At 72.0% G+C, this 18,779-nt stretch carries 19 protein-coding genes; all 19 read left to right on the forward strand.

Going from position 1 to position 18,779, the window contains the following annotated elements; all coding sequences use genetic code 11:
- Positions 1–7 precede the first annotated feature (7 nt).
- Positions 8–1,216: an MFS transporter gene (locus Q0444_RS01730; protein ID WP_291081127.1), complete on the forward strand. Its 1,209-nt coding sequence runs from the start codon at positions 8–10 to the stop codon at positions 1,214–1,216.
- Positions 1,213–1,878, forward strand: coding sequence for an imidazole glycerol phosphate synthase subunit HisH (gene hisH, locus Q0444_RS01735; RefSeq protein ID WP_291081125.1), 666 nt, complete (start codon positions 1,213–1,215; stop codon positions 1,876–1,878). Before Q0444_RS01730 ends, hisH begins: the two co-directional genes overlap by 4 nt.
- Positions 1,871–2,176 carry a hypothetical protein gene (locus tag Q0444_RS01740; RefSeq protein ID WP_291081124.1) on the forward strand — a complete coding sequence of 102 codons (306 nt, stop codon included), beginning with the start codon at positions 1,871–1,873 and terminating at the stop codon, positions 2,174–2,176. Before hisH ends, Q0444_RS01740 begins: the two co-directional genes overlap by 8 nt.
- A 5-nt stretch (positions 2,177–2,181) precedes the next feature.
- Positions 2,182–2,931: a bifunctional 1-(5-phosphoribosyl)-5-((5-phosphoribosylamino)methylideneamino)imidazole-4-carboxamide isomerase/phosphoribosylanthranilate isomerase PriA gene (gene priA, locus Q0444_RS01745; protein WP_291081122.1), complete on the forward strand. Its 750-nt coding sequence runs from the start codon at positions 2,182–2,184 to the stop codon at positions 2,929–2,931.
- A 34-nt stretch (positions 2,932–2,965) separates the two neighbouring features.
- The gene (locus Q0444_RS01750; RefSeq protein ID WP_291081120.1) at positions 2,966–3,880 is read left to right on the forward strand and encodes an inositol monophosphatase; all 915 of its coding nucleotides are present in this window, start codon (positions 2,966–2,968) and stop codon (positions 3,878–3,880) included.
- A gap of 7 nt (positions 3,881–3,887) precedes the next feature.
- Positions 3,888–4,661, forward strand: coding sequence for an imidazole glycerol phosphate synthase subunit HisF (gene hisF / locus Q0444_RS01755; protein ID WP_291081118.1), 774 nt, complete (start codon positions 3,888–3,890; stop codon positions 4,659–4,661).
- Complete coding sequence (gene hisI / locus Q0444_RS01760; protein ID WP_291081116.1) at positions 4,658–5,026, forward strand: phosphoribosyl-AMP cyclohydrolase; 369 nt, start codon at positions 4,658–4,660, stop codon at positions 5,024–5,026. Before hisF ends, hisI begins: the two co-directional genes overlap by 4 nt.
- A 45-nt stretch (positions 5,027–5,071) precedes the next feature.
- Complete coding sequence (locus Q0444_RS01765) at positions 5,072–6,640, forward strand: anthranilate synthase component I (protein WP_291081114.1); 1,569 nt, start codon at positions 5,072–5,074, stop codon at positions 6,638–6,640.
- The gene (locus tag Q0444_RS01770) at positions 6,637–7,281 is read left to right on the forward strand and encodes a TIGR02234 family membrane protein (RefSeq protein ID WP_291081112.1); all 645 of its coding nucleotides are present in this window, start codon (positions 6,637–6,639) and stop codon (positions 7,279–7,281) included. The genes Q0444_RS01765 and Q0444_RS01770 overlap by 4 nt, the downstream gene beginning before the upstream one ends.
- 99 nt (positions 7,282–7,380) lie before the next feature.
- Entirely contained in the window at positions 7,381–8,193 is an 813-nt protein-coding gene (gene trpC / locus Q0444_RS01775) for an indole-3-glycerol phosphate synthase TrpC (protein WP_291081110.1), read from the forward strand.
- Positions 8,194–8,260: 67 nt separating this feature from the next.
- The gene (trpB, locus tag Q0444_RS01780; protein ID WP_291081169.1) at positions 8,261–9,556 is read left to right on the forward strand and encodes a tryptophan synthase subunit beta; all 1,296 of its coding nucleotides are present in this window, start codon (positions 8,261–8,263) and stop codon (positions 9,554–9,556) included.
- Positions 9,553–10,344 carry a tryptophan synthase subunit alpha gene (gene trpA / locus Q0444_RS01785; protein ID WP_299020853.1) on the forward strand — a complete coding sequence of 264 codons (792 nt, stop codon included), beginning with the start codon at positions 9,553–9,555 and terminating at the stop codon, positions 10,342–10,344. Before trpB ends, trpA begins: the two co-directional genes overlap by 4 nt.
- Entirely contained in the window at positions 10,341–11,234 is an 894-nt protein-coding gene (gene lgt / locus Q0444_RS01790) for a prolipoprotein diacylglyceryl transferase (RefSeq protein WP_291081106.1), read from the forward strand. Before trpA ends, lgt begins: the two co-directional genes overlap by 4 nt.
- Positions 11,235–11,280: 46 nt before the next feature.
- Complete coding sequence (pyk, locus tag Q0444_RS01795; RefSeq protein ID WP_291081104.1) at positions 11,281–12,699, forward strand: pyruvate kinase; 1,419 nt, start codon at positions 11,281–11,283, stop codon at positions 12,697–12,699.
- Positions 12,700–12,875: 176 nt separating this feature from the next.
- Positions 12,876–13,589 carry a M23 family metallopeptidase gene (locus Q0444_RS01800; RefSeq protein ID WP_291081102.1) on the forward strand — a complete coding sequence of 238 codons (714 nt, stop codon included), beginning with the start codon at positions 12,876–12,878 and terminating at the stop codon, positions 13,587–13,589.
- Positions 13,590–13,727: 138 nt separating this feature from the next.
- A complete protein-coding gene (locus Q0444_RS01805) occupies positions 13,728–14,813 on the forward strand; it encodes an S-(hydroxymethyl)mycothiol dehydrogenase (protein ID WP_299020856.1) in 1,086 nt (361 codons plus the stop codon).
- Positions 14,810–15,469, forward strand: a complete 660-nt coding sequence (locus Q0444_RS01810) for an MBL fold metallo-hydrolase (protein WP_299020858.1) — start codon at positions 14,810–14,812, stop codon at positions 15,467–15,469. Before Q0444_RS01805 ends, Q0444_RS01810 begins: the two co-directional genes overlap by 4 nt.
- A 10-nt stretch (positions 15,470–15,479) precedes the next feature.
- Positions 15,480–18,245, forward strand: coding sequence for a cation-translocating P-type ATPase (locus tag Q0444_RS01815; RefSeq protein WP_299020860.1), 2,766 nt, complete (start codon positions 15,480–15,482; stop codon positions 18,243–18,245).
- A gap of 80 nt (positions 18,246–18,325) precedes the next feature.
- The gene (locus Q0444_RS01820; RefSeq protein WP_291080162.1) at positions 18,326–18,775 is read left to right on the forward strand and encodes an SRPBCC family protein; all 450 of its coding nucleotides are present in this window, start codon (positions 18,326–18,328) and stop codon (positions 18,773–18,775) included.
- Positions 18,776–18,779: the final 4 nt, after the last annotated feature.

The raw sequence follows: 18,779 nt of genomic DNA on the forward strand, positions 1-18,779 counted from the left end.
TGCCGGCGTGAGCTCGGCGGACGGGAAGCCGGGGGCGCTCGCGCGGTTGGCGCGCACCCCCGGCGTGCCGGCCGCGTTCGTCCTGGTCCTGCTCGCCTTCGGCGGGTTCTCCCTGCTCCTGCCCGTCGTGCCGCTGGCCGTGGTGCGGGGCGGCGGCAGCGAACTGGTCGCGGGCGCGTCCACCGGCGTGTTCATGACGGTCACCGTCCTGGTCCAGCTGCTCACCCCCAGGGTCACCGCGGCGATCGGCTACCGCTGGGCGCTGGCCGTCGGAAGTGCGTTGCTGGGGCTGCCGTCCGGCCTACTCGCCCTTGCCGACGGGCCCGTCGCCGTCCTGGCCGTGAGCGGCGTCCGTGGCGCGGGGTTCGGGATGATGACGGTCGCCGGGTCCGCCCTGGTCGCCGAGCTCGCGCCGCCGGGGATGCTCGGCCGCGCCACCTCGCTGATCGGGCTGGCGGTGGGGATCTCCGAGGCGATCTTCCTGCCGGTCGGGCTCTGGCTCCTCGAGGTGTTCGGGCTGGCCACGGTGGCGTGGAGCGCCACCGCGTTCGGCGTCGTGGGCCTGCTCGCCGCCGCGCGGCTTCCCGACGTCCACCCCGCACCGCCGGAGCGGGCCGATCCCTCCGCGCTCAGCCGCAGGGCCGTGCTCGTCCTGCTGGCCGGGCCGTTCCTCGTCATGGTCGCGGTGTCCCTGCCGTACGGGGCCGCGGCGTCGTTCCTCTCTCCCGCGCTCGACTCGATCGCCACCGGCAGCGGTGCGGTGGTGGCGGGCGTGGGGCTCGGGCTCCTGGGCGTCGGCGTGATCGTGGGCCGCACCGTCGCGGGGCTCATCTCCGACCGCCGCGGGCCCGGCGCCCTGGTCTGGCCCGGCCTGGCGGTCTCGGCGCTCGGCATGGGCGGCATCGCGGGCCTGCTCTCCGTGTCGGCCGACCCGTGGTGGTTCATCGCCCCGGCCGTGGTGTTCGGCCTCGGGTTCGGCGCCGTGCAGAACGAGGCGCTCGTCAGCTCGTTCGAGAGGATGCCGCGCTCCCGGCTGGGAACCGCCTCCGCCTCGTGGAACATCTCCTTCGACGCCGGGACGGGTCTCGGTTCGGTGGTCATGGGTGGGTTCGCCGGGTTCGGGTACGTCGTCCTGTTCACGGTCGCCGCCGGCGTCGTGCTGGTGGTGGGCGGCCCGGCGGCGGTGGGTACCAGACGGACTAAGGTGAACTCATGACAAAGTCCGCCACGCGAGTGGCGCTCCTCGACTATGGCTCTGGCAACCTCCGTTCCGCCCAGCGCGCACTCGAGCGGGTCGGCGCGCACGTCGACCTCACCTCGGACGCCACGGCGGCCTCCCAGGCCGAGGCGCTCGTCGTTCCCGGCGTCGGCGCGTTCGCCGCGTGCATGCAGGGACTCGAGGCGGTCAAGGGGCCCAGGATCATCGGCGAGCGGCTCGCCGGAGGCCGCCCCGTCCTGGGGATCTGCGTGGGGATGCAGGTCATGTTCGAGCGGGGGACCGAGTTCGCCGACGGCGAGCACGAGGGCTCGTCCGGTGCCGCCGGCTGCGGGGAGTGGCCCGGGGTTGTCGAGCGCCTCGAGGCACCGGTGCTGCCCCACATGGGGTGGAACACCGTGGAGCCCGCCGAGCACACCGTCCTCTTCGCCGGGATGCCCGCCGACGAGCGCTTCTACTTCGTCCACTCCTACGGTGTGCGGCGGTGGGAGATGGAGCCGTCGGACCTGCTGAGGCCCCCGGACGTCACGTGGGCCGAGCACGGCACGCGGTTCGTCGCCGCGGTGGAGAACGGTCCGCTCATGGCCACGCAGTTCCACCCCGAGAAGTCCGGCGACGCCGGGCTCCACCTGCTCGAGAACTGGCTCCGTTCCGTTGGCTAGCGACAGGGGTGGACCCGCGCCGCTGTCGTTCGCGATCCTCGCCCTGGGGGTCGCGGGGGCGGGAGTGCTCCTCCTGGGTCTGACCACCCTCGCGGTCGCACTGCTCCCGCTGCCGCCCGTGGGCCGGGCCGTGGTGGCGCTCGTCGGGGTGGTCCTCACCATCGCGGCGATGGGCCTGGCGTCCAACCGCATCACCGCCAGGGCGATCCGAGCCGAGTACGGCGACGACGTTCCCGGTGAGGCGTCAGGAGCGGCCGAGGGCGATGGGAGTCCTCGCCGCGAGGACGGACTAGGCTGATCGCCGTGACCACTCCTTCTTATCTCGAACTCCTGCCCGCCGTCGACGTCGCCGACGGCCAGGCCGTCCGCCTGGTCCAGGGGGAGGCCGGGACCGAGACGTCGTACGGATCGCCGCTGGAGGCGGCCCTGCAGTGGCAGCGCGACGGCGCCGAGTGGGTCCACCTGGTGGACCTCGACGCCGCGTTCGGTCGCGGGACCAACCGCGAACTCCTCGCCGAGGTCGTCGGCGTCCTGGACGTCAAGGTGGAGATGTCCGGGGGCATCCGTGACGACGACTCGCTGGAGGCCGCCCTGGCCACCGGCTGCGCACGGGTCAACCTCGGCACCGCGGCCCTCGAGAACCCGGAGTGGTGCGCCTCCGCCATCGCCCGCCACGGTGACCGCATCGCGGTGGGTATGGACGTGCGGGTGGTCGACGGAGAGCCGCGGCTGCGTGGCCGCGGCTGGGTGTCCGACGGCGGCAACCTCTGGGAGGTGCTCGAGCGCCTGAACAAGGACGGGTGCGCGCGGTACGTCGTCACCGACGTCTCCAAGGACGGGATGCTCAACGGCCCGAACCTCGAGATGCTCTCGCAGGTGTGCTCGGTGACCGACTCGCCGGTCGTCGCCTCGGGTGGGGTCTCGTCGATCGCCGACCTCGAGGCCATCGCCACGCTCGTGCCCGAGGGCGTCGAGGGCGCCATCGTCGGCAAGGCCCTCTACGCCGGCAGGTTCACCCTCCCCGAGGCCCTCGCCGCCGTCAGCGTCCGCTGAGTCCGCACGACCTACCTCGAGCAGGAGGCCCGAGATGACCCATCAGACCGGAAACACCCTGCCGACGGATCTGGCCGTCGAGCCGGGCGAGGCACTCGCGCTCGCCGTGCGAGTGCTCGAGGGGGTCTCGCCGAGATTCGTCGAGGGGCTGGGCGCGGAGGGCACGCGCGTCAAGGGCTCCCGCAACGACTTCGCCACCGAACTCGACCTCGAGCTCGAGCGGAGGATCTCCGATGCGCTCCGCGAGGGGACCGGGCTCGACGTGCACGGGGAGGAGTACGGCGGACCGCCCGTCAACGAGGGCACACTCTGGGTGGTCGACCCGATCGACGGCACCGCCAACTACTCGCTCGGCATCCCGACCACCGGCATCCTCTTGGCGCTCGTCCACCAGCGGCAGCCCGTCCTGGGACTCACCTGGCTGCCCCTCCTCGGCCTCCGGTTCACCTCCGTCGCCGGGGGGCCGCTCAAGGAGAACGACGAGGAGGTCCCGACGATCTCCGACGTCTCGATCCGCGACGTCGCGCTGGGGCTCGGGTCGCTCAACACCGGCGCCCGCACCACCTACCCGCCCGCGTTCCGACGCGAGGTGTTCGAGCAGCTCACCGTCGACGCCGCCCGCACCCGGAAGTTCGGGTCCACGGGCGTCGACCTGTCGTTCGTGGCCTCCAGCCGGCTGTCCGCCGCGGTGAGCTTCGGCAACTACGCGTGGGACAACGCGGCCGGCGCCTGTCACATCCGCGCCGTGGGCGGGGTCGTCACCGACCTGCACGGCGAGCAGTGGTCCACCGAGTCCCAGTCCATCCTCGCGGCCGGTCCGCGCGCGCACGCCGAGGTGCTCGACACGATCCGTCAGCTCGGTGACCCCGGGAACTTCTTCGAAGCCGGCCGGCGCCGGGCCACACCCGGACCGGAGAGCCACCGCCCGTGGCTCGACTCGGGGAGGTGATCCGGCCGTGACACTCGCCACCAGGGTGATCCCGTGCCTCGACGTGGACGCCGGCCGTGTGGTCAAGGGGGTCAACTTCCTCGACCTGCGGGACGCCGGCGACCCGGTCGAGTTGGCCGCCGCCTACGACGCCCAGGGCGCCGACGAGCTCACGTTCCTGGACGTGACCGCGTCGTCGTCGGGCCGCGGGACGATGATCGACGTGGTCAAGCGGACCGCCGAGCAGGTCTTCATCCCCCTCACCGTCGGCGGCGGGGTACGCACGGCCGAGGACGTCGACCAGTTGCTCCGCGCCGGTGCGGACAAGGTGAGCGTCAACACCGCGGCCATCGCCCGCCCGGAGCTGCTCGGGGAGCTGAGCAGGCGGTTCGGGTCGCAGTGCATCGTCCTGTCCGTCGACGCCCGAACCGTCCCGGAGGGCCAGAGCCCCACGCCGTCCGGCTGGGAGGTCACCACGCACGGCGGCCGCCGCGGCACCGGGATCGACGCCATCGACTGGGCCCGGCGCGGCCAGGACCTGGGCGTGGGGGAGATCCTGCTCAACTCGATGGACGCCGACGGGACCAAGGCCGGATTCGACCTGGACATGGTGCGCGCGGCGCGCGCGGCCGTGACGATCCCGGTCATCGCCTCGGGCGGCGCCGGCGCGGTCGAGCACTTCGCCCCCGCCGTGAAGGCCGGTGCCGACGCGGTGCTGGCGGCCAGCGTCTTCCACTTCGGTGAGATGACGATCGGCGACGTCAAGAGGGCGATGGCGGCCGAGGGGATCACGGTCCGATGACCGACCCCGCCCTGGACCCCGCCGTCGCCGACCGGCTCACCCGCAACGCCGACGGGCTCATCGCGGCGGTCGTGCAGGACGCCGCCTCGGGCCGGGTGCTCATGATGGCGTGGATGGACGACGCCGCGCTCGCCGAGACCCTGGCCACCCGGCGCGGCGTGTACTTCTCGCGCTCCCGCGGTCGGCGCTGGGTCAAGGGGGAGACCTCCGGCCACGTCCAGCACGTCCGCAGCGTGGAGATCGACTGCGACGGCGACACCGTCCTGCTGCGCGTGGACCAGACCGGGGCCGCCTGCCACAACGGCACCACCAGCTGCTTCGACACCGCCACGCTCCTGAGCGACGCACCCCCAGTGGAGGAATGACCACGTGCCCGTCATCCAGATCGACCAACTCGTCCGGGTCGTCGGTTGAGCACCACGACCACCACCTTCGCGCAGTTCCGGGCGCTCGCCGCCGGCCACCGGGTGGTGCCCGTCGTGCGGACGGTCCTCGCCGACTCGGAGACCCCGCTCTCGGCGTACGACAAGCTCGCGGCGGATCGCCCGGGGACCTTTCTCCTGGAGTCGGCGGAGCACGGCCGGTCCTGGTCGCGCTGGTCGTTCATCGGGTGCGGCGCGGCGGCCGCGCTCACCGTCGACGACGCCGGGGAGGCCGTGTGGTGGGGGCACGTCCCGGCCGGGGCGCCGACGGGCGGTGACCCCCTCGACGCGCTCCGTCGCACCCTGGATCTCCTGCGGACCGACCAGATCGAGGGCCTGCCCCCGTTGACGTCGGGGATGGTGGGGTACCTGGGCTACGACATCGTGCGCCGGCTCGAGCGGATCGCGACCGACACGGTCGACGATCTCCAGGTCCCCGAGATGGTGCAGTTGTTGGCCACCGACCTGGCGGCGTTCGACCACCACGAGGGTCGGATCCACCTCATCGCCAACGCCGTCAACTGGGACGGCAGCGACGACCGGATCGAGGAGGCCTACGCCGAGGCCGTGGCGCGGGTGGAGTCCATGACGGCGAGGCTCGCGGCTCCCGGCGCCGGCGGGGTGAGCGTGTTCGACTCCCCGGTCCCGGAGGTGCGTCGGCGCACCGACGAGGCGACCTTCCACTCCCGGGTGGCGGAGATCATCGAGCAGATCTACTCGGGGGAGGCCTTCCAGGTGGTGCTCAGTCAGCGCTTCGAGGTGGACACCTCCGCCTCGCCGCGCGACGTGTACCGCATCCTGCGCACCACCAACCCCAGTCCCTACATGTTCCTCATGACCATCCCGGACGGGACGGGCGAGGACGGCTTCGGCGGCACCGCGTTCACGATCGTCGGATCGAGCCCCGAGGCGCTGGTCACCGTCCAGGACGGGGTGGCCACCACCCACCCGATCGCCGGGACCAGGCAGAGGGGGGACGACGACGAGCACGACGTCCTCCTGGCCAAGGATCTGGTGGAGGACGCCAAGGAGAACGCCGAGCATCTGATGCTGGTCGACCTCGGTCGCAACGACCTCGGCCGGGTCTGCGAGCCGGGCTCGGTGGTGGTGACCGAGTTCCGGCAGGTGGAGCGGTACAGCCACGTGATGCACCTGGTGTCGACGGTCACGGGCCGCCTGACGGAGGGGCGGACGGGCATCGACGCCGTGACGGCGTGCTTCCCGGCCGGCACCCTGTCCGGCTCCCCCAAGCCCCGGGCGCTGCAGATCATCGAGGACCTCGAGGACACCCGGCGCGGGGTCTACGGGGGGGTGGTCGGGTACCTCGACTTCGCCGGCAACGCCGACCAGGCCATCGCCATCCGGTCCGCGACGATCAAGGACGGGATCGCCTACGTGCAGGCCGGGGCGGGGATCGTCGCCGACTCCGTGGCGACCTCCGAGGACGAGGAGTGCCGCAACAAGGCCATGGCGGTGCTGCGCGCGGTCGCCGCCGCGGGCACGCTGCGGGACGCGAGCGCCACCGATCGGCCGAGCGCCGGGAAGGGGGACCGGTGACCCAGCGTTCCCGACTCCTCGCCCCCGTCGTCCTCCTGCTCGTCGGCGCCGCCCTGCTGTGGATCGCCTCCCGGGTGGTGTGGCTGGACGTCGTGGCGTTCAACGACCAGTCGGGGGAGGCGCGACGCAGCCTGACGGGGTCGGAGTGGCAACCGGCGCTGGTCCCGCTCGCGCTGGGCGCGCTCGCCGGGGTGGCGGCGGTGTCGCTGGTCCGCGGGATCGGGGCGCGGGCGGTCGGCGCGGTCCTCGTGCTCCTCGGCCTGGCCACCGGGGCCCTGATGATCTCGGCGGTCGGTCAGCCGGACGCGAGCAGGATCCACTCCGCCGTGACCGGCGAGGAGGGGCTGGGGCGGACCAGCGCCGGGCCGGGGAGCACCGGCGCCCAGGTGATCCCGGAGTGGTCCGAGATCACCGAGGCCTCCACCCGTTCGCTCGGTCCGGTGCTCACCGGCGCCGGCGCGGTGGCGCTCATCGCGGCGGGCCTCGTCCCGCTGCTCTGGCCGGCACGACAGGTCCCACGCGACCAGCGCTACGTCACTCCGGCCGCGCGGCGTGGTGACCCGGGACCGGGGGAGTCCACCGCGGACGACGGTCGTGACCTGTGGCGGGAACTCGACGACGGGCGGGATCCCACCGGGTGAGGACGGCCAGCGGGGTCCCGATTCGGGAACCCCGCCCCGGGACCTCTATTGTTGATCTCGATCACACTTTCCGCCCCATCACAGCTGAGGGAGGTCGCGGTGGCCACCGTGCTCGACTCGATTCTCGACGGTGTCCGCGAGGATGTCGCGGCCCGTCAGGCCGTCACGGATCTGGCGTCCGTCAAGGAGGCCGCGAAGTCGGCCCCCGAACCGCGTGACGCGCTCAAGGCGCTCCGCGAGCCCGGCGTCGGCGTCATCGCCGAGGTCAAGCGGGCGAGCCCGTCCAAGGGACTGCTCGCCGACATCCCGGATCCCGCGGTGCTCGCCCGGATGTACGAGGAGGGTGGCGCACGCGTCATCTCCTGCCTGACCGAGGAGCGACGCTTCAACGGGAGTCTGGCGGACCTGGACGCCGTCCGGCGCGCGGTCGACATCCCGGTCCTGCGCAAGGACTTCGTGGTGGGCCCGTATCAGATCCACGAGGCCCGCGCGCACGGTGCGGACCTCGTCCTGCTCATCGTGGCGGCGCTCGAGCAGGACGCGCTGGTGTCCCTCATCGACCGGACCGAATCGCTCGGCATGACCGCCCTCGTGGAGGTGCACACGGAGGAGGAGGCGGACCGGGCCCTGGCGGCCGGCGCGACCGTCATCGGCGTCAACGCCCGGAACCTCAAGACCCTCGAGGTCGACCGCGACGTGTTCTCCCGGATCGCGCCGGGGCTCCCGTCCGACGTGGTGAAGATCGCCGAGTCGGGTGTCCGTGACGCCGCCGACCTCATGGCGTACGCGAGCGTGGGCGCCGACGCGGTGCTGGTGGGCGAGGGGCTGGTGACCAAGGGGGATCCCCGGGCCGCGTGTCACGCGCTCGCTACGGCCGGCGCGCACCCGTCCTGCCCCCAGGGACCCCGCTAGGCCCCCTCGGCGCCCGTCCGGCAGACTGGGAGCCGTGAATCCTAACGAGCTGACCTCGCTGCCCTCGATGGGAGACGTGCTCCGGACCACCACCGGACACGAGCCCGACAGGGGAGGCCACTGGGGCCCGTACGGAGGGCGGTACGTCCCCGAGGCGCTCATGGCGGTGGTCGACGAGGTGGCCGACGCCTACGCCAAGGCCCGGACGGACGACGCCTACCTGGGCGAGCTGGACCGCCTCCAGCGGCACTACTCCGGTCGGCCGTCCCCGTTGTACGAAGCCGGGCGCTTCGGTGCCGAGATCGGGGCGCGGGTCTTTCTCAAGCGCGAGGACCTCAACCACACCGGGTCGCACAAGATCAACAACGTCCTCGGGCAGGCGCTGCTCGCCGTGCGCATGGGCAAGAACCGCGTGATCGCCGAGACCGGCGCCGGGCAGCACGGCGTGGCCACCGCGACCGCGTGTGCGCTGCTGGGCCTGGAGTGCAAGATCTACATGGGTGCCGTCGACGTCCGTCGCCAGGCGCTCAACGTCGCTCGGATGAGGCTGCTGGGCGCGGAGGTCGAAGCCGTGGAGATCGGATCGGCCACCCTCAAGGACGCCATCAACGAGGCGATGCGCGACTGGGTCTCCCGCGCCGACGACACGTACTACGCCTTCGGTACCGCCGCCGGGCCCCACCCGTTCCCGACGATGGTCCGCGACTTCCAGCGGATCGTGGGCGCCGAGGCCCGCGTGCAGATCCTCGATCAGGCCGGGAGGCTGCCCGATGCCGCCGTGGCGTGCGTGGGCGGCGGATCCAACGCCATCGGGCTCTTCCACCCCTTCCTCGACGACGCGAACGTGCGTCTGGTGGGGTGTGAGGCCGGCGGCGACGGCGTGGGGACGGGTCGGACCGCCGCGACGGTCAACGCCGGGCGGCCGGGCGTCTTCCAGGGGTCGTACGCGCACCTCATGCAGGACGCGGACGGCCAGACCGTGGACTCGCACTCGATCTCCGCGGGGCTCGACTACCCCGGTGTCGGGCCCGAACACTCCCACCTGTCGGACATCGGCCGGGCCGAGTACCGGCCGGTGACCGACACCCAGGCCATGGACGCGTTCGCGCAACTCTGCCGGACCGAGGGGATCATCCCGGCGATCGAGTCGGCGCACGCGATCGCCGGCGCCGCGCAGCTCGCCGCCGAGGGGGTGGACCTCATCCTGGTGAACGTGTCCGGTCGGGGGGACAAGGACGTCGACACGGCGGCCCGGTGGTTCGGTCTCCTGGGCGGGGGGAGCCCGCCCGAGGCGGGGGTGGATTCGAGCCAGGGCGCCGACGACGGCGAGGGCGCGTACGCGGACGGGGGGGTCGAGGGATGAGTGTGCTGAGCGACGTGTTCGAGCGGTGTCGGTCCGAGAACCGGGCGGCCCTCATCGGGTACTACCCGGCGGGCTACCCGACGGTCGAGGGATCGATCGAGGCCGTCCGGACGATGGTCGGGAGCGGCTGCGACGTGATCGAGGTGGGTATCCCGTACTCGGACCCCATGATGGACGGGCCCACCATCCAGGCGGCGGCGGACGTGGCGGTCGAGGCGGGGTTCCGCGTCCGCGCCACCTGCGACGTGGTGCGGGCGGTCGCCGAGGCGGGGGCGGTCCCGGTCGTGATGAGCTACTGGAATCCGATCCTGCAGTACGGCGTGGACCGCTTCGCGGCGGATCTCGCGGCCGCCGGGGGCACGGGGGTCATCACCCCGGACCTCATCCCCGACGAGGCGACGGACTGGATCGCGGCCTCGGACGCCCACGGCATCGACCGCGTGTTCCTCGTGGCGCCGTCCTCCACCCCCGAGCGCCTGGCCATGACGCTGTCCCACACGGGCGGATTCGTCTACGTGCAGGCGGTCATGGGCGTCACAGGCGCGCGGGACGTGGTCTCCGACGCCCCCCGCACGCTCACCGCCCGGGTCCGTGAACTCTCCGACCTGCCGTGCGGTGTCGGTCTGGGCGTCCGCAACGGCGACCAGGCCGCGGAGATCGCCTCCTACGCCGACGGCGTGATCGTGGGCTCCGCCCTCATCACCGCCGCCGGCGAGGGCCTCGACGCGCTGGCCCGGCTCACGGCCGAACTCGCCGAGGGCGTCCGTCGGCCCGGGGGCGCGTCGTGATCCCCAGTCCGCCGCAGGGCGTCTGGGAGATCGGCCCCTTCCCCCTGCGCGCGTACGCGCTGTGGATCATCCTCGGCGTCGTGGTGGCCATCTGGTGGGGAGAGAAGCGCTGGGTCGCACGGGGTGGACGCGCCGGGGTGGTCCTCGACACGGCCCTGTGGGCCGTCCCGTTCGGCCTGATCGGCGGTCGCATCTACCACGTGGCCACCGACTGGTACCGCTACTTCGGCGAGGGCAAGGACCCGGTCGGCGCCCTCCGGATCTGGGACGGCGGACTGGGGATCTGGGGCGCGGTCGCGTTCGGCGCCCTCGGCGCCTACATCGGCCTCCGCCGGCAGGGTATCCGGGCCTTCGGGGCGTTCGGCGACTCGGTGGCACCGGGCATCGTCCTGGCGCAGGGCATCGGGCGCCTGGGCAACTACTTCAACCAGGAACTCTACGGACGTGAGACCGACGTCCCGTGGGCGCTGGAGATCTACCAGCGCTACGACCAGGCGTACGGGTACTCCGAGACCATCGGCCGCTCCACCGGGCAGGTGCTGGCGACGGTGCACCCGACCTTCCTCTACGAGCTGGTGTGGAACGTCCTGGTGGCGATCGCGCTGGTGCTGATCGACCGCCGTGTGCGGATCGGTCACGGCCGCCTCTTCGCCCTGTACGTCGCGCTGTACTGCTTCGGCCGGTTCTGGGTGGAGTTGCTCCGCGCGGACTCCGCCACGCAGGTGTTCGGGTTGCGCATCAACACCATCGTCTCGGTCGTCGTCATGGTGGCCGCCCTGGTGTACGTGTGGCGCGCCGAGCGAGGCCGCGAGGACCCGTCGCAACTGCGTGCGGCTGGCGACGCGGCCGACGGAGCCCCGGAGGACGCACCCCCGTTGGTCGGGCGTTGACCACGCGTTAACCGGTCGTCCCGGGGAGAGGACTAGATTGGGACGAGTGAATCGTCGTACCAAGATCGTCTGCACCCTGGGTCCCGCCGTCGCCTCCGAGGAGGGCATCCGCGAGCTCGTCGACGCGGGGATGAACGTCGCCCGGCTCAACTTCAGCCACGGAGAGCATGCCGACCACGAGGCCAACTACCGCTGGGTCCGCAAGGCCTCCGACGAGTCGGGGAGCGCCGTCGGCGTGCTCGCGGACCTCCAGGGCCCCAAGATCCGGCTCGGTCGCTTCATCGAGGGACGGCACGAGTGGGTGGAGGGCGACCGGGTCGTCATCACCGTGGCCGAGGTCGAGGGCACCAGGGATCGCGTCTCCACCACCTACAAGGGGTTGGCCGACGACGCCCGCCCGGGTGACCGTCTGCTCGTGGACGACGGGAACATCGGCCTCACGGTCGAGCACGTGGAGGGCGAGGACGTCCACTGCGTGGTGACCGAGGGCGGCATCGTCTCCAACAACAAGGGCGTCTCCCTGCCGGGGATGAACGTCTCCGTCCCGGCGCTGAGCGAGAAGGACATCGCGGACCTGCGTTTCGCGCTCGCGCTGGGCGTGGACTTCATCGCCCTGTCCTTCGTCCGCTCACCGGCGGACGTCGACCTCGTCCACGCGATCATGGACGAGGTCGGGATCCACGTGCCGGTGATCGCCAAGCTCGAGAAGCCGGAGGCGATCAAGAACCTCGAGTCGATCGTCCTGGCCTTCGACGCCATCATGGTCGCCCGCGGCGACCTGGGTGTTGAGCTGCCGCTGCAGGAGGTGCCGCTGGTCCAGAAGCGGGCCATCCAGATCGCGCGGGAGAACGCGAAGCCGGTGATCGTGGCCACCCAGATGCTCGAGTCGATGATCAGCAACTCCCGCCCCACGCGGGCGGAGGCCTCCGACGTGGCCAACGCGGTGCTCGACGGCGCGGACGCCGTCATGCTGTCGGGCGAGACCTCGGTCGGCAAGTACCCCATCGAGGCCGTGCGGACCATGTCGTCCATCGCGCTGGCGGTCGAGGCGGACTCCACCGCCGCACCCGACCTGGTGCACATCCCGCGGACCAAGCGCGGGGTCATCTCGTACTCGGCCCGCGAGATCGGGGAGCGGCTCGGCGCCAAGGCACTGGTGGCCGTCACCTCGACTGGGGACACGGTCCGCCGCCTGGCGCGGCTGCACAGCCATCTGCCGCTCATCGCCATCACCGGGGACCCGCGGATCCGCAGCCAACTGGCGCTCACGTGGGGAACGGAGACGTTCCTCACCGACCGGGTGAACGAGACCGCCGAACTCGTCAAGGTCACCGACGAGTTGCTGCTGCCGGTGGAGGGCTACAACGAGGACGACCTCATCGTGATCGTCGCGGGCAACGTCCCCGGGGTCGAGGGCTCGACCAACTTCATCCTGGTGCACCGGATGGGCGAGGCAGACCACTGATCACCGCGAGGTAACAACGCAAGCGCCGGTGGGCGGGCCGCTCACCGGCGCTTTTGTGATCTCCTGTGCTAATGACGTGACAAGGCCGAGACACTTCTGTTACCTTTTTGGAGGCCACCGGGGAAGCCGGTCGGCCCTTGCTTCACCACCGCATCGAATCTCTGAGGTTTCCCCTGATGACCGACGCCACTCGTATCACCTTTTCCGAGCTCGCAGACCGGCTCGGCGTGGACGGCACCCGCGCGACCGCCGGTCGTCACCGCGCCGCCCGCTCCGCCAACGGCATGGGCCGCGTCGTGGCCGGCGCCGTCGCCGGGGCCGCGCTCTCCGGGGGCGTGGCCATGGCCGCCGCCCCCGCCGCGTCCGCTCAGTCCGCCGAGATCAACGTGGACCAGATCACCCAGATGGCGCAGGAGTTCGCCCAGGGGATCGGCCTGACCGACGATCAGCTGCGCCAGTACGCGTTCGAGCCGGCGCTCGGCTCGATCGGCATCCCGGGGATCGGCGGCGCGCACGCCCCGACCTCCGGCCCGATCACCTCCGGCTTCGGCCCGCGGTGGGGCACCTTCCACAACGGCACCGACTTCGGCGCGCCCATCGGGACGCCGATGTACGCCGTGAAGTCCGGCAAGGTCGTCGCGGCCGGTCCGGCCTCCGGGTACGGCCTGTGGATCCGCATCCAGACCGACGACGGCTACCTGCTCGAGTACGGCCACAACGACCAGAACTACGTGTCGGTGGGCCAGCGCGTGAACGCCGGACAGGTCATCGGCACCGTCGGCAACCGCGGCTACTCGACGGGCCCCCACCTGCACTTCGGTGTGCGCAACCAGGGCGGCCAGTGGATCGACCCCGTGCCGTGGCTGCGCGCCAACGGCGTCGCGGTCTGATCGCGCCGCGCGCCTGACGCTCTCCCGCGCCCCGTCTCCCCCGGAAGGGAGGCGGGGCGCGGTGCGTTGCCGGGCGGTGGGATCGGCTTCTCTGACACAGTGGACCCCAGCAGAACACGTCCGTGGAAAGAGGAGTCAATGTCGCAGACCGTCAAGGGTGTCATCGCCCGCAGCAAGGGGGCCGAGGTCGAGCTGGTCGACGTCGTGGTCCCCGATCCGGGTCCGAATGACGTGATCGTCCGCGTGCAGGCATGCGGCGTGTGCCACACCGACCTCGCGTACCGCGACGGCGGGATCAACGACGAGTACCCGTTCCTGCTCGGACACGAGGCGGCGGGGATCGTCGAGACCGTCGGCGATCGCGTCACGCACGTGGCGGAGGGCGACTTCGTGGTCCTCAACTGGCGCGCGGTGTGCGGCGAGTGCCGCGCCTGCAAGCGCGGGCAGCCGCAGTACTGCTTCGCGACCCACAACGCGTCCCAGAAGATGACGCTCGTGGACGGCACCGAGCTCACCCCGGCGCTGGGAATCGGCGCGTTCGCCGACAAGACGCTTGTCCACGAGGGGCAGTGCACCAGGGTCGACCCGCAGGCCGATCCGGCGGTGGCCGGGTTGCTCGGCTGCGGCGTCATGGCCGGCCTCGGGGCGGCCGTCAACACGGGCGGGGTCAGCCGTGGGCAGTCGGTGGCCGTGATCGGCTGCGGCGGGGTCGGCGTGGCGGCGGTCGTGGGTGCGCATCTCGCCGGCGCCTCGACGATCATCGCGGTGGACATCGACGACACCAAGCTGGAGTGGGCGCGCGACCTCGGCGCCACCCACACGGTCAACTCGACCGGCGCCGATCCGGTGGCGGCGATCCGGGAGCTCACCGGGGGGTTCGGCGCGGACGTCGTGATCGACGCGGTCGGTCGTCCCGAGACGTACGAGCAGGCCTTCTACGCGCGGGACCTCGCCGGGACCGTGGTCCTGGTGGGTGTGCCGACCCCGGAGATGCGGCTGGAGTTGCCACTCCTGGACTTCTTCGGTCGCGGCGGCTCCCTCAAGTCCTCGTGGTACGGCGACTGCCTGCCCGAGCGGGACTTCCCCATGCTCGTCGACCTGCACCTCCAGGGCAGGCTTCCGCTGGAGAAGTTCGTCTCCGAGCGCATCGGCATCGACGCGGTCGAGGCCGCCTTCGGGGCGATGAAGGCCGGCTCCGTCCTCCGATCGGTGGTGACGCTGTGAGCGAGACGCACACCAGCGCCGGGCACGCCGGCGGACTGCGCATCGAGAAGGTCGTGACGAGCGGGATCTTCGCGCTCGACGGCGGCGAGTGGGAGGTGGACAACAACATCTGGATCCTCGGCGACGACTCCGAGGTGTACGTGATCGACGCCGCCCACACCGCGCAACCGATCATCGACGCCGTCGCCGGTCGCACGGTCAAGGGCATCCTGTGCTCGCACGCCCACAACGACCACATCACCGTGGCCCCGGAGCTGTCGGAGAAGCTGGACGCACCGGTGCTCGTGCACCCGGGCGACCAGATGCTGTGGGACGCGACCCACCCCGGCGTCACCCACGGTGACCTGTCCGACGGCCAGCACCTGGAGATCGCGGGCACCCGCGTCGTGGTCATGAACACCCCCGGCCACTCCCCGGGCTCGTGCGTCTTCCACGTGCCCGAGGCGGGCGTGCTGTTCTCGGGCGACACGCTGTTCTCCGGCGGTCCGGGGGCCACGGGACGCTCCTACTCGGATTTCCCGACCATCATCACCTCGATCCGCGACCGCATCCTCACGTTGCCGGCGGAGACGCTGGTGCACACCGGTCACGGTGACGGCACGAAGGTCGGCGAGGAGTCGCCGCACCTCGAGGAGTGGATCGCGCGCGGACACTGAGGCCGGGGCGATGACGACGATTCCCGCAGGCGCGGGCGCGGGCGCAGACCACGGCCAGGCCCCGTGGCACGCCCTCGGCGCGGAGGAGGTGCTGTCCCGGCTCGGAGCGGGGGCGGGCGGACTGACCCGCGCCGAGGCCGCCCGGCGCCTGACCGAGCACGGACCCAACACGCTCCCCTCGGCCGGGCGGGTGCCGCCGTGGCGGCGCCTGCTGAGGTTGCTGGCCGATCCGATGATCATCGTCCTGGCGGTGGCGGCCGGGGTGAGCGCGGGGGTCTCCCGGGAGTGGGAGACCCCCGTGGTGATCCTCCTCGTGGTGGCGCTCAACACCGTCCTCAACTACGTGCAGGAGTCCCGCGCGGAGGAGAGTCTGGCCGCGTTGCGCGACATGTCGGTCCCCCACAGCAGGGTGATCCGCGACGGGGTGGAGATGATCGTCGACGGCCCCGACCTCGTCCCCGGCGACCTCGTGGTGGTGGAGTCCGGTGACCGCGTCCCGGCCGACGGCCGGGTGGTGGAGGCGTCGAGGTTCCAGGTGGCGGAGGCCGCGCTGACCGGGGAGTCCGTTCCCGTGGACAAGAGGCCCGAGGCCGTCGCGCCGGCCGACGCGCCGCTCGGTGACCGGTCGGGCATGGTGTTCATGAACACCGAGGTCACGCGGGGGCGGGCCCGAGTCGTCGTGACGGGGACCGGCGAGCAGACGGAGATGGGGGCGATCGCCGACCTGCTCGGGGGCGCGGAGGCCGGCCGGACGCCCCTCCAGCGGCGGATCGGGGTCCTGGCCCGGGTGCTCACCGTGATCGCGCTGGTCGTGGTGGCGCTGGTGATGGCGATCGGTCTCCTTCGCGGTCAGTCGTGGGAGGAGATGCTCCTCAGCGCGGTCTCGTTGGCGGTGGCCACCATCCCCGAGGGGCTCACGGCGGTCGTCGCGTTCACGCTCGCGATGGGGGCGTCCAAGCTCGCGGCGGAGGGCGCGATCATCAAGAACCTCGCCGCCGTGGAGACCCTCGGCTCGACCAGCCACATCGCCACCGACAAGACCGGGACCCTCACGCTCAACCAGATGACGGTGACCCGGATCGTGGCCAACGGGGGCGCCTACTCGGTGACCGGAACGGGGTACGACACCGCGGGTGCGGTGCTGTCCGCGGATCCGGACGCCGTGCCGGACCTGCGCAGGGCGGCGGTGGTGATGGCGCTGTGCAACGACGCGGTCGTCACCGGGGGCGAGCTGGTGGGCGATCCGACCGAGGGCGCGCTCCTGGTGGCCGCCGCCAAGTGCGGGATCGACGTGGAGGGGCTTCGGGCCGCGCGGCCCCGCGTCGCGCAGGTTCCGTTCGACTCCGAGTACAAGTTCATGGCCACGGTCAACCGTGCGCCGGACGGCGAGCTGACCCTCAACGTCAAGGGGGCGACGGGCGCGCTGCTGCCCCGCGCCACCCACGGCTGGGACGGCACCCGCGCCGTGGAGCTCACCGACGAGCGCCGCGAGGAGATCCGCCGCGCGACCGGGGAGCTCGCCGCGCGGGGGCTGCGGACGCTGCTCGTGGCGACCCGGACCGGGGTCCCCGGCCTCGACGGGGGATCGCCGCCGGACGGGGACTCGCTCCTCGACGAGGTGCGCGGCGTGACGGTCCTCGCCGTCCTGGGGATCGTCGACCCTCCGCGCCGGGAGGCGGCGGAGGCGATCCGGGTCGCACACGAGGCGGGGATCTCGGTGCACATGATCACCGGAGACCACCTGGTCACCGCCACCGCGATCGCCCGGGATCTGGGGATCGGCGGGGACGCCGTGAGCGGAGCCGAGCTCGACGGGATCGACGACGACGAGCTGCGCGGTCGAGCCGGTGAGCTCGGCGTGATGGCCCGGGTGACGCCGGAGCACAAGATCAGGATCGTCCGGGCGCTGCAGTCCGACGGTGCGGTGGTGGCGATGACCGGCGACGGCGTGAACGACGCCCCCGCGCTGAGCCAGGCGGACATCGGGATCGCGATGGGGATCTCGGGGACCGACGTGTCCAAGGGCGCGGCGGACATGGTGCTCACCGACGACAACTTTGCGACCATCGTCTCGGCGGTGCGTCAGGGACGGGGGATCTACGACAACATCGTCAAGTTCGTCAAGTTCCAGCTCACCACCGCGTGGGCGTTCGTCCTGGTCTTCCTGGCCAGCGGGCTGTTCGGTTTGGCGGCCGTGCCGTTCTCCGCTCTGCAGGTCCTGCTCGTCAACATCGTCATGGACGGCCCGCCGGCCATGGCCCTGGGCGTGGAGCCCGTGGAGAAGGACGCCATGCGTCGGCGTCCTCGGCCGGCCGGGGAGCAGATCCTCACACCGGCACGGCTGGTGCGCATCCTGTGGCTCGGCGTGGTGATGGCGGCCGGGACGCTGCTCGTCCTGGGGTTCGCGGACCGGGTGTTCCCCGAGCGCGCGGGCGTGCCGCTGTTCGCCACCACGCTGGCGTACGCCACCTTCGTCTTCTTCCAGGTGTTCAACCTGATGAACGTCCGATCCACCACCGGCTCGGTGTTCTCCCGGGAGATGGCCCGGAACGCGCCGATCTGGGTGGCGCTGGTCGCGGTCCCGGTGCTGCTCGTGACGGTGGTCGAGGTGCCGTTCCTGCAGGGGATCTTCGACACCACCTCGCTGCACGGCGACGAGTGGCTGCTGGCCGCGGCGGTGGGCTCGTCGATCCTGTGGCTGGAGGAGCTCCGCAAGGTCGGGGCGAGGTGGCGCGCTCGGCGGGAGAGCGGATCGGGCAGGATGGACGTGGTCTGACGCGCACTCCTGGAGGGCGCCGCCACCGCGGGCCGCGGTCGGCGCGACACGGTCGGACCGACGAGGAGGACACCACAGTCATGGGCAGGGTCACCGCCAGCAACACCATCGTCATCGAGGCGCCCGTCGCCGCCGTCACCGCGGCGATCGCCGACTACGCCCAGGTCCGTCCCCGAATCCAGCCCGAGCAGTTCAGCGCGTACCGGCTGATCGAGGGCGGCCGGGGCCAGGGCACCGTCGCGGCCTGGAACCTGCAGGCCACCAAGAAGCGCAGCCGCGACGTCAGGGCCACCGTGACCGTCGAGGACGCCGCCGCCCACTGGTCGCTCGTCGAGGAGGACGCCAACTCGTCGATGGCCACCACGTACACCGTGCGCGAGGCGACCGGCGGGTCGCTCGTGGAGATGACCACCTCGTGGGACGGCGCCGGGGGAGTGGGCGGCTTCTTCGAGCGCACCTTCGCGCCGGCCGGGCTCAAGCGGATCCAGCACGAGCTGCTGTCCAACCTCAAGGCCGACGTCGAGGGGTAGCCCC

This window comes from uncultured Dietzia sp., from assembly GCF_937873725.1.
Taxonomy (GTDB): Bacteria; Actinomycetota; Actinomycetes; order Mycobacteriales; family Mycobacteriaceae; genus Dietzia.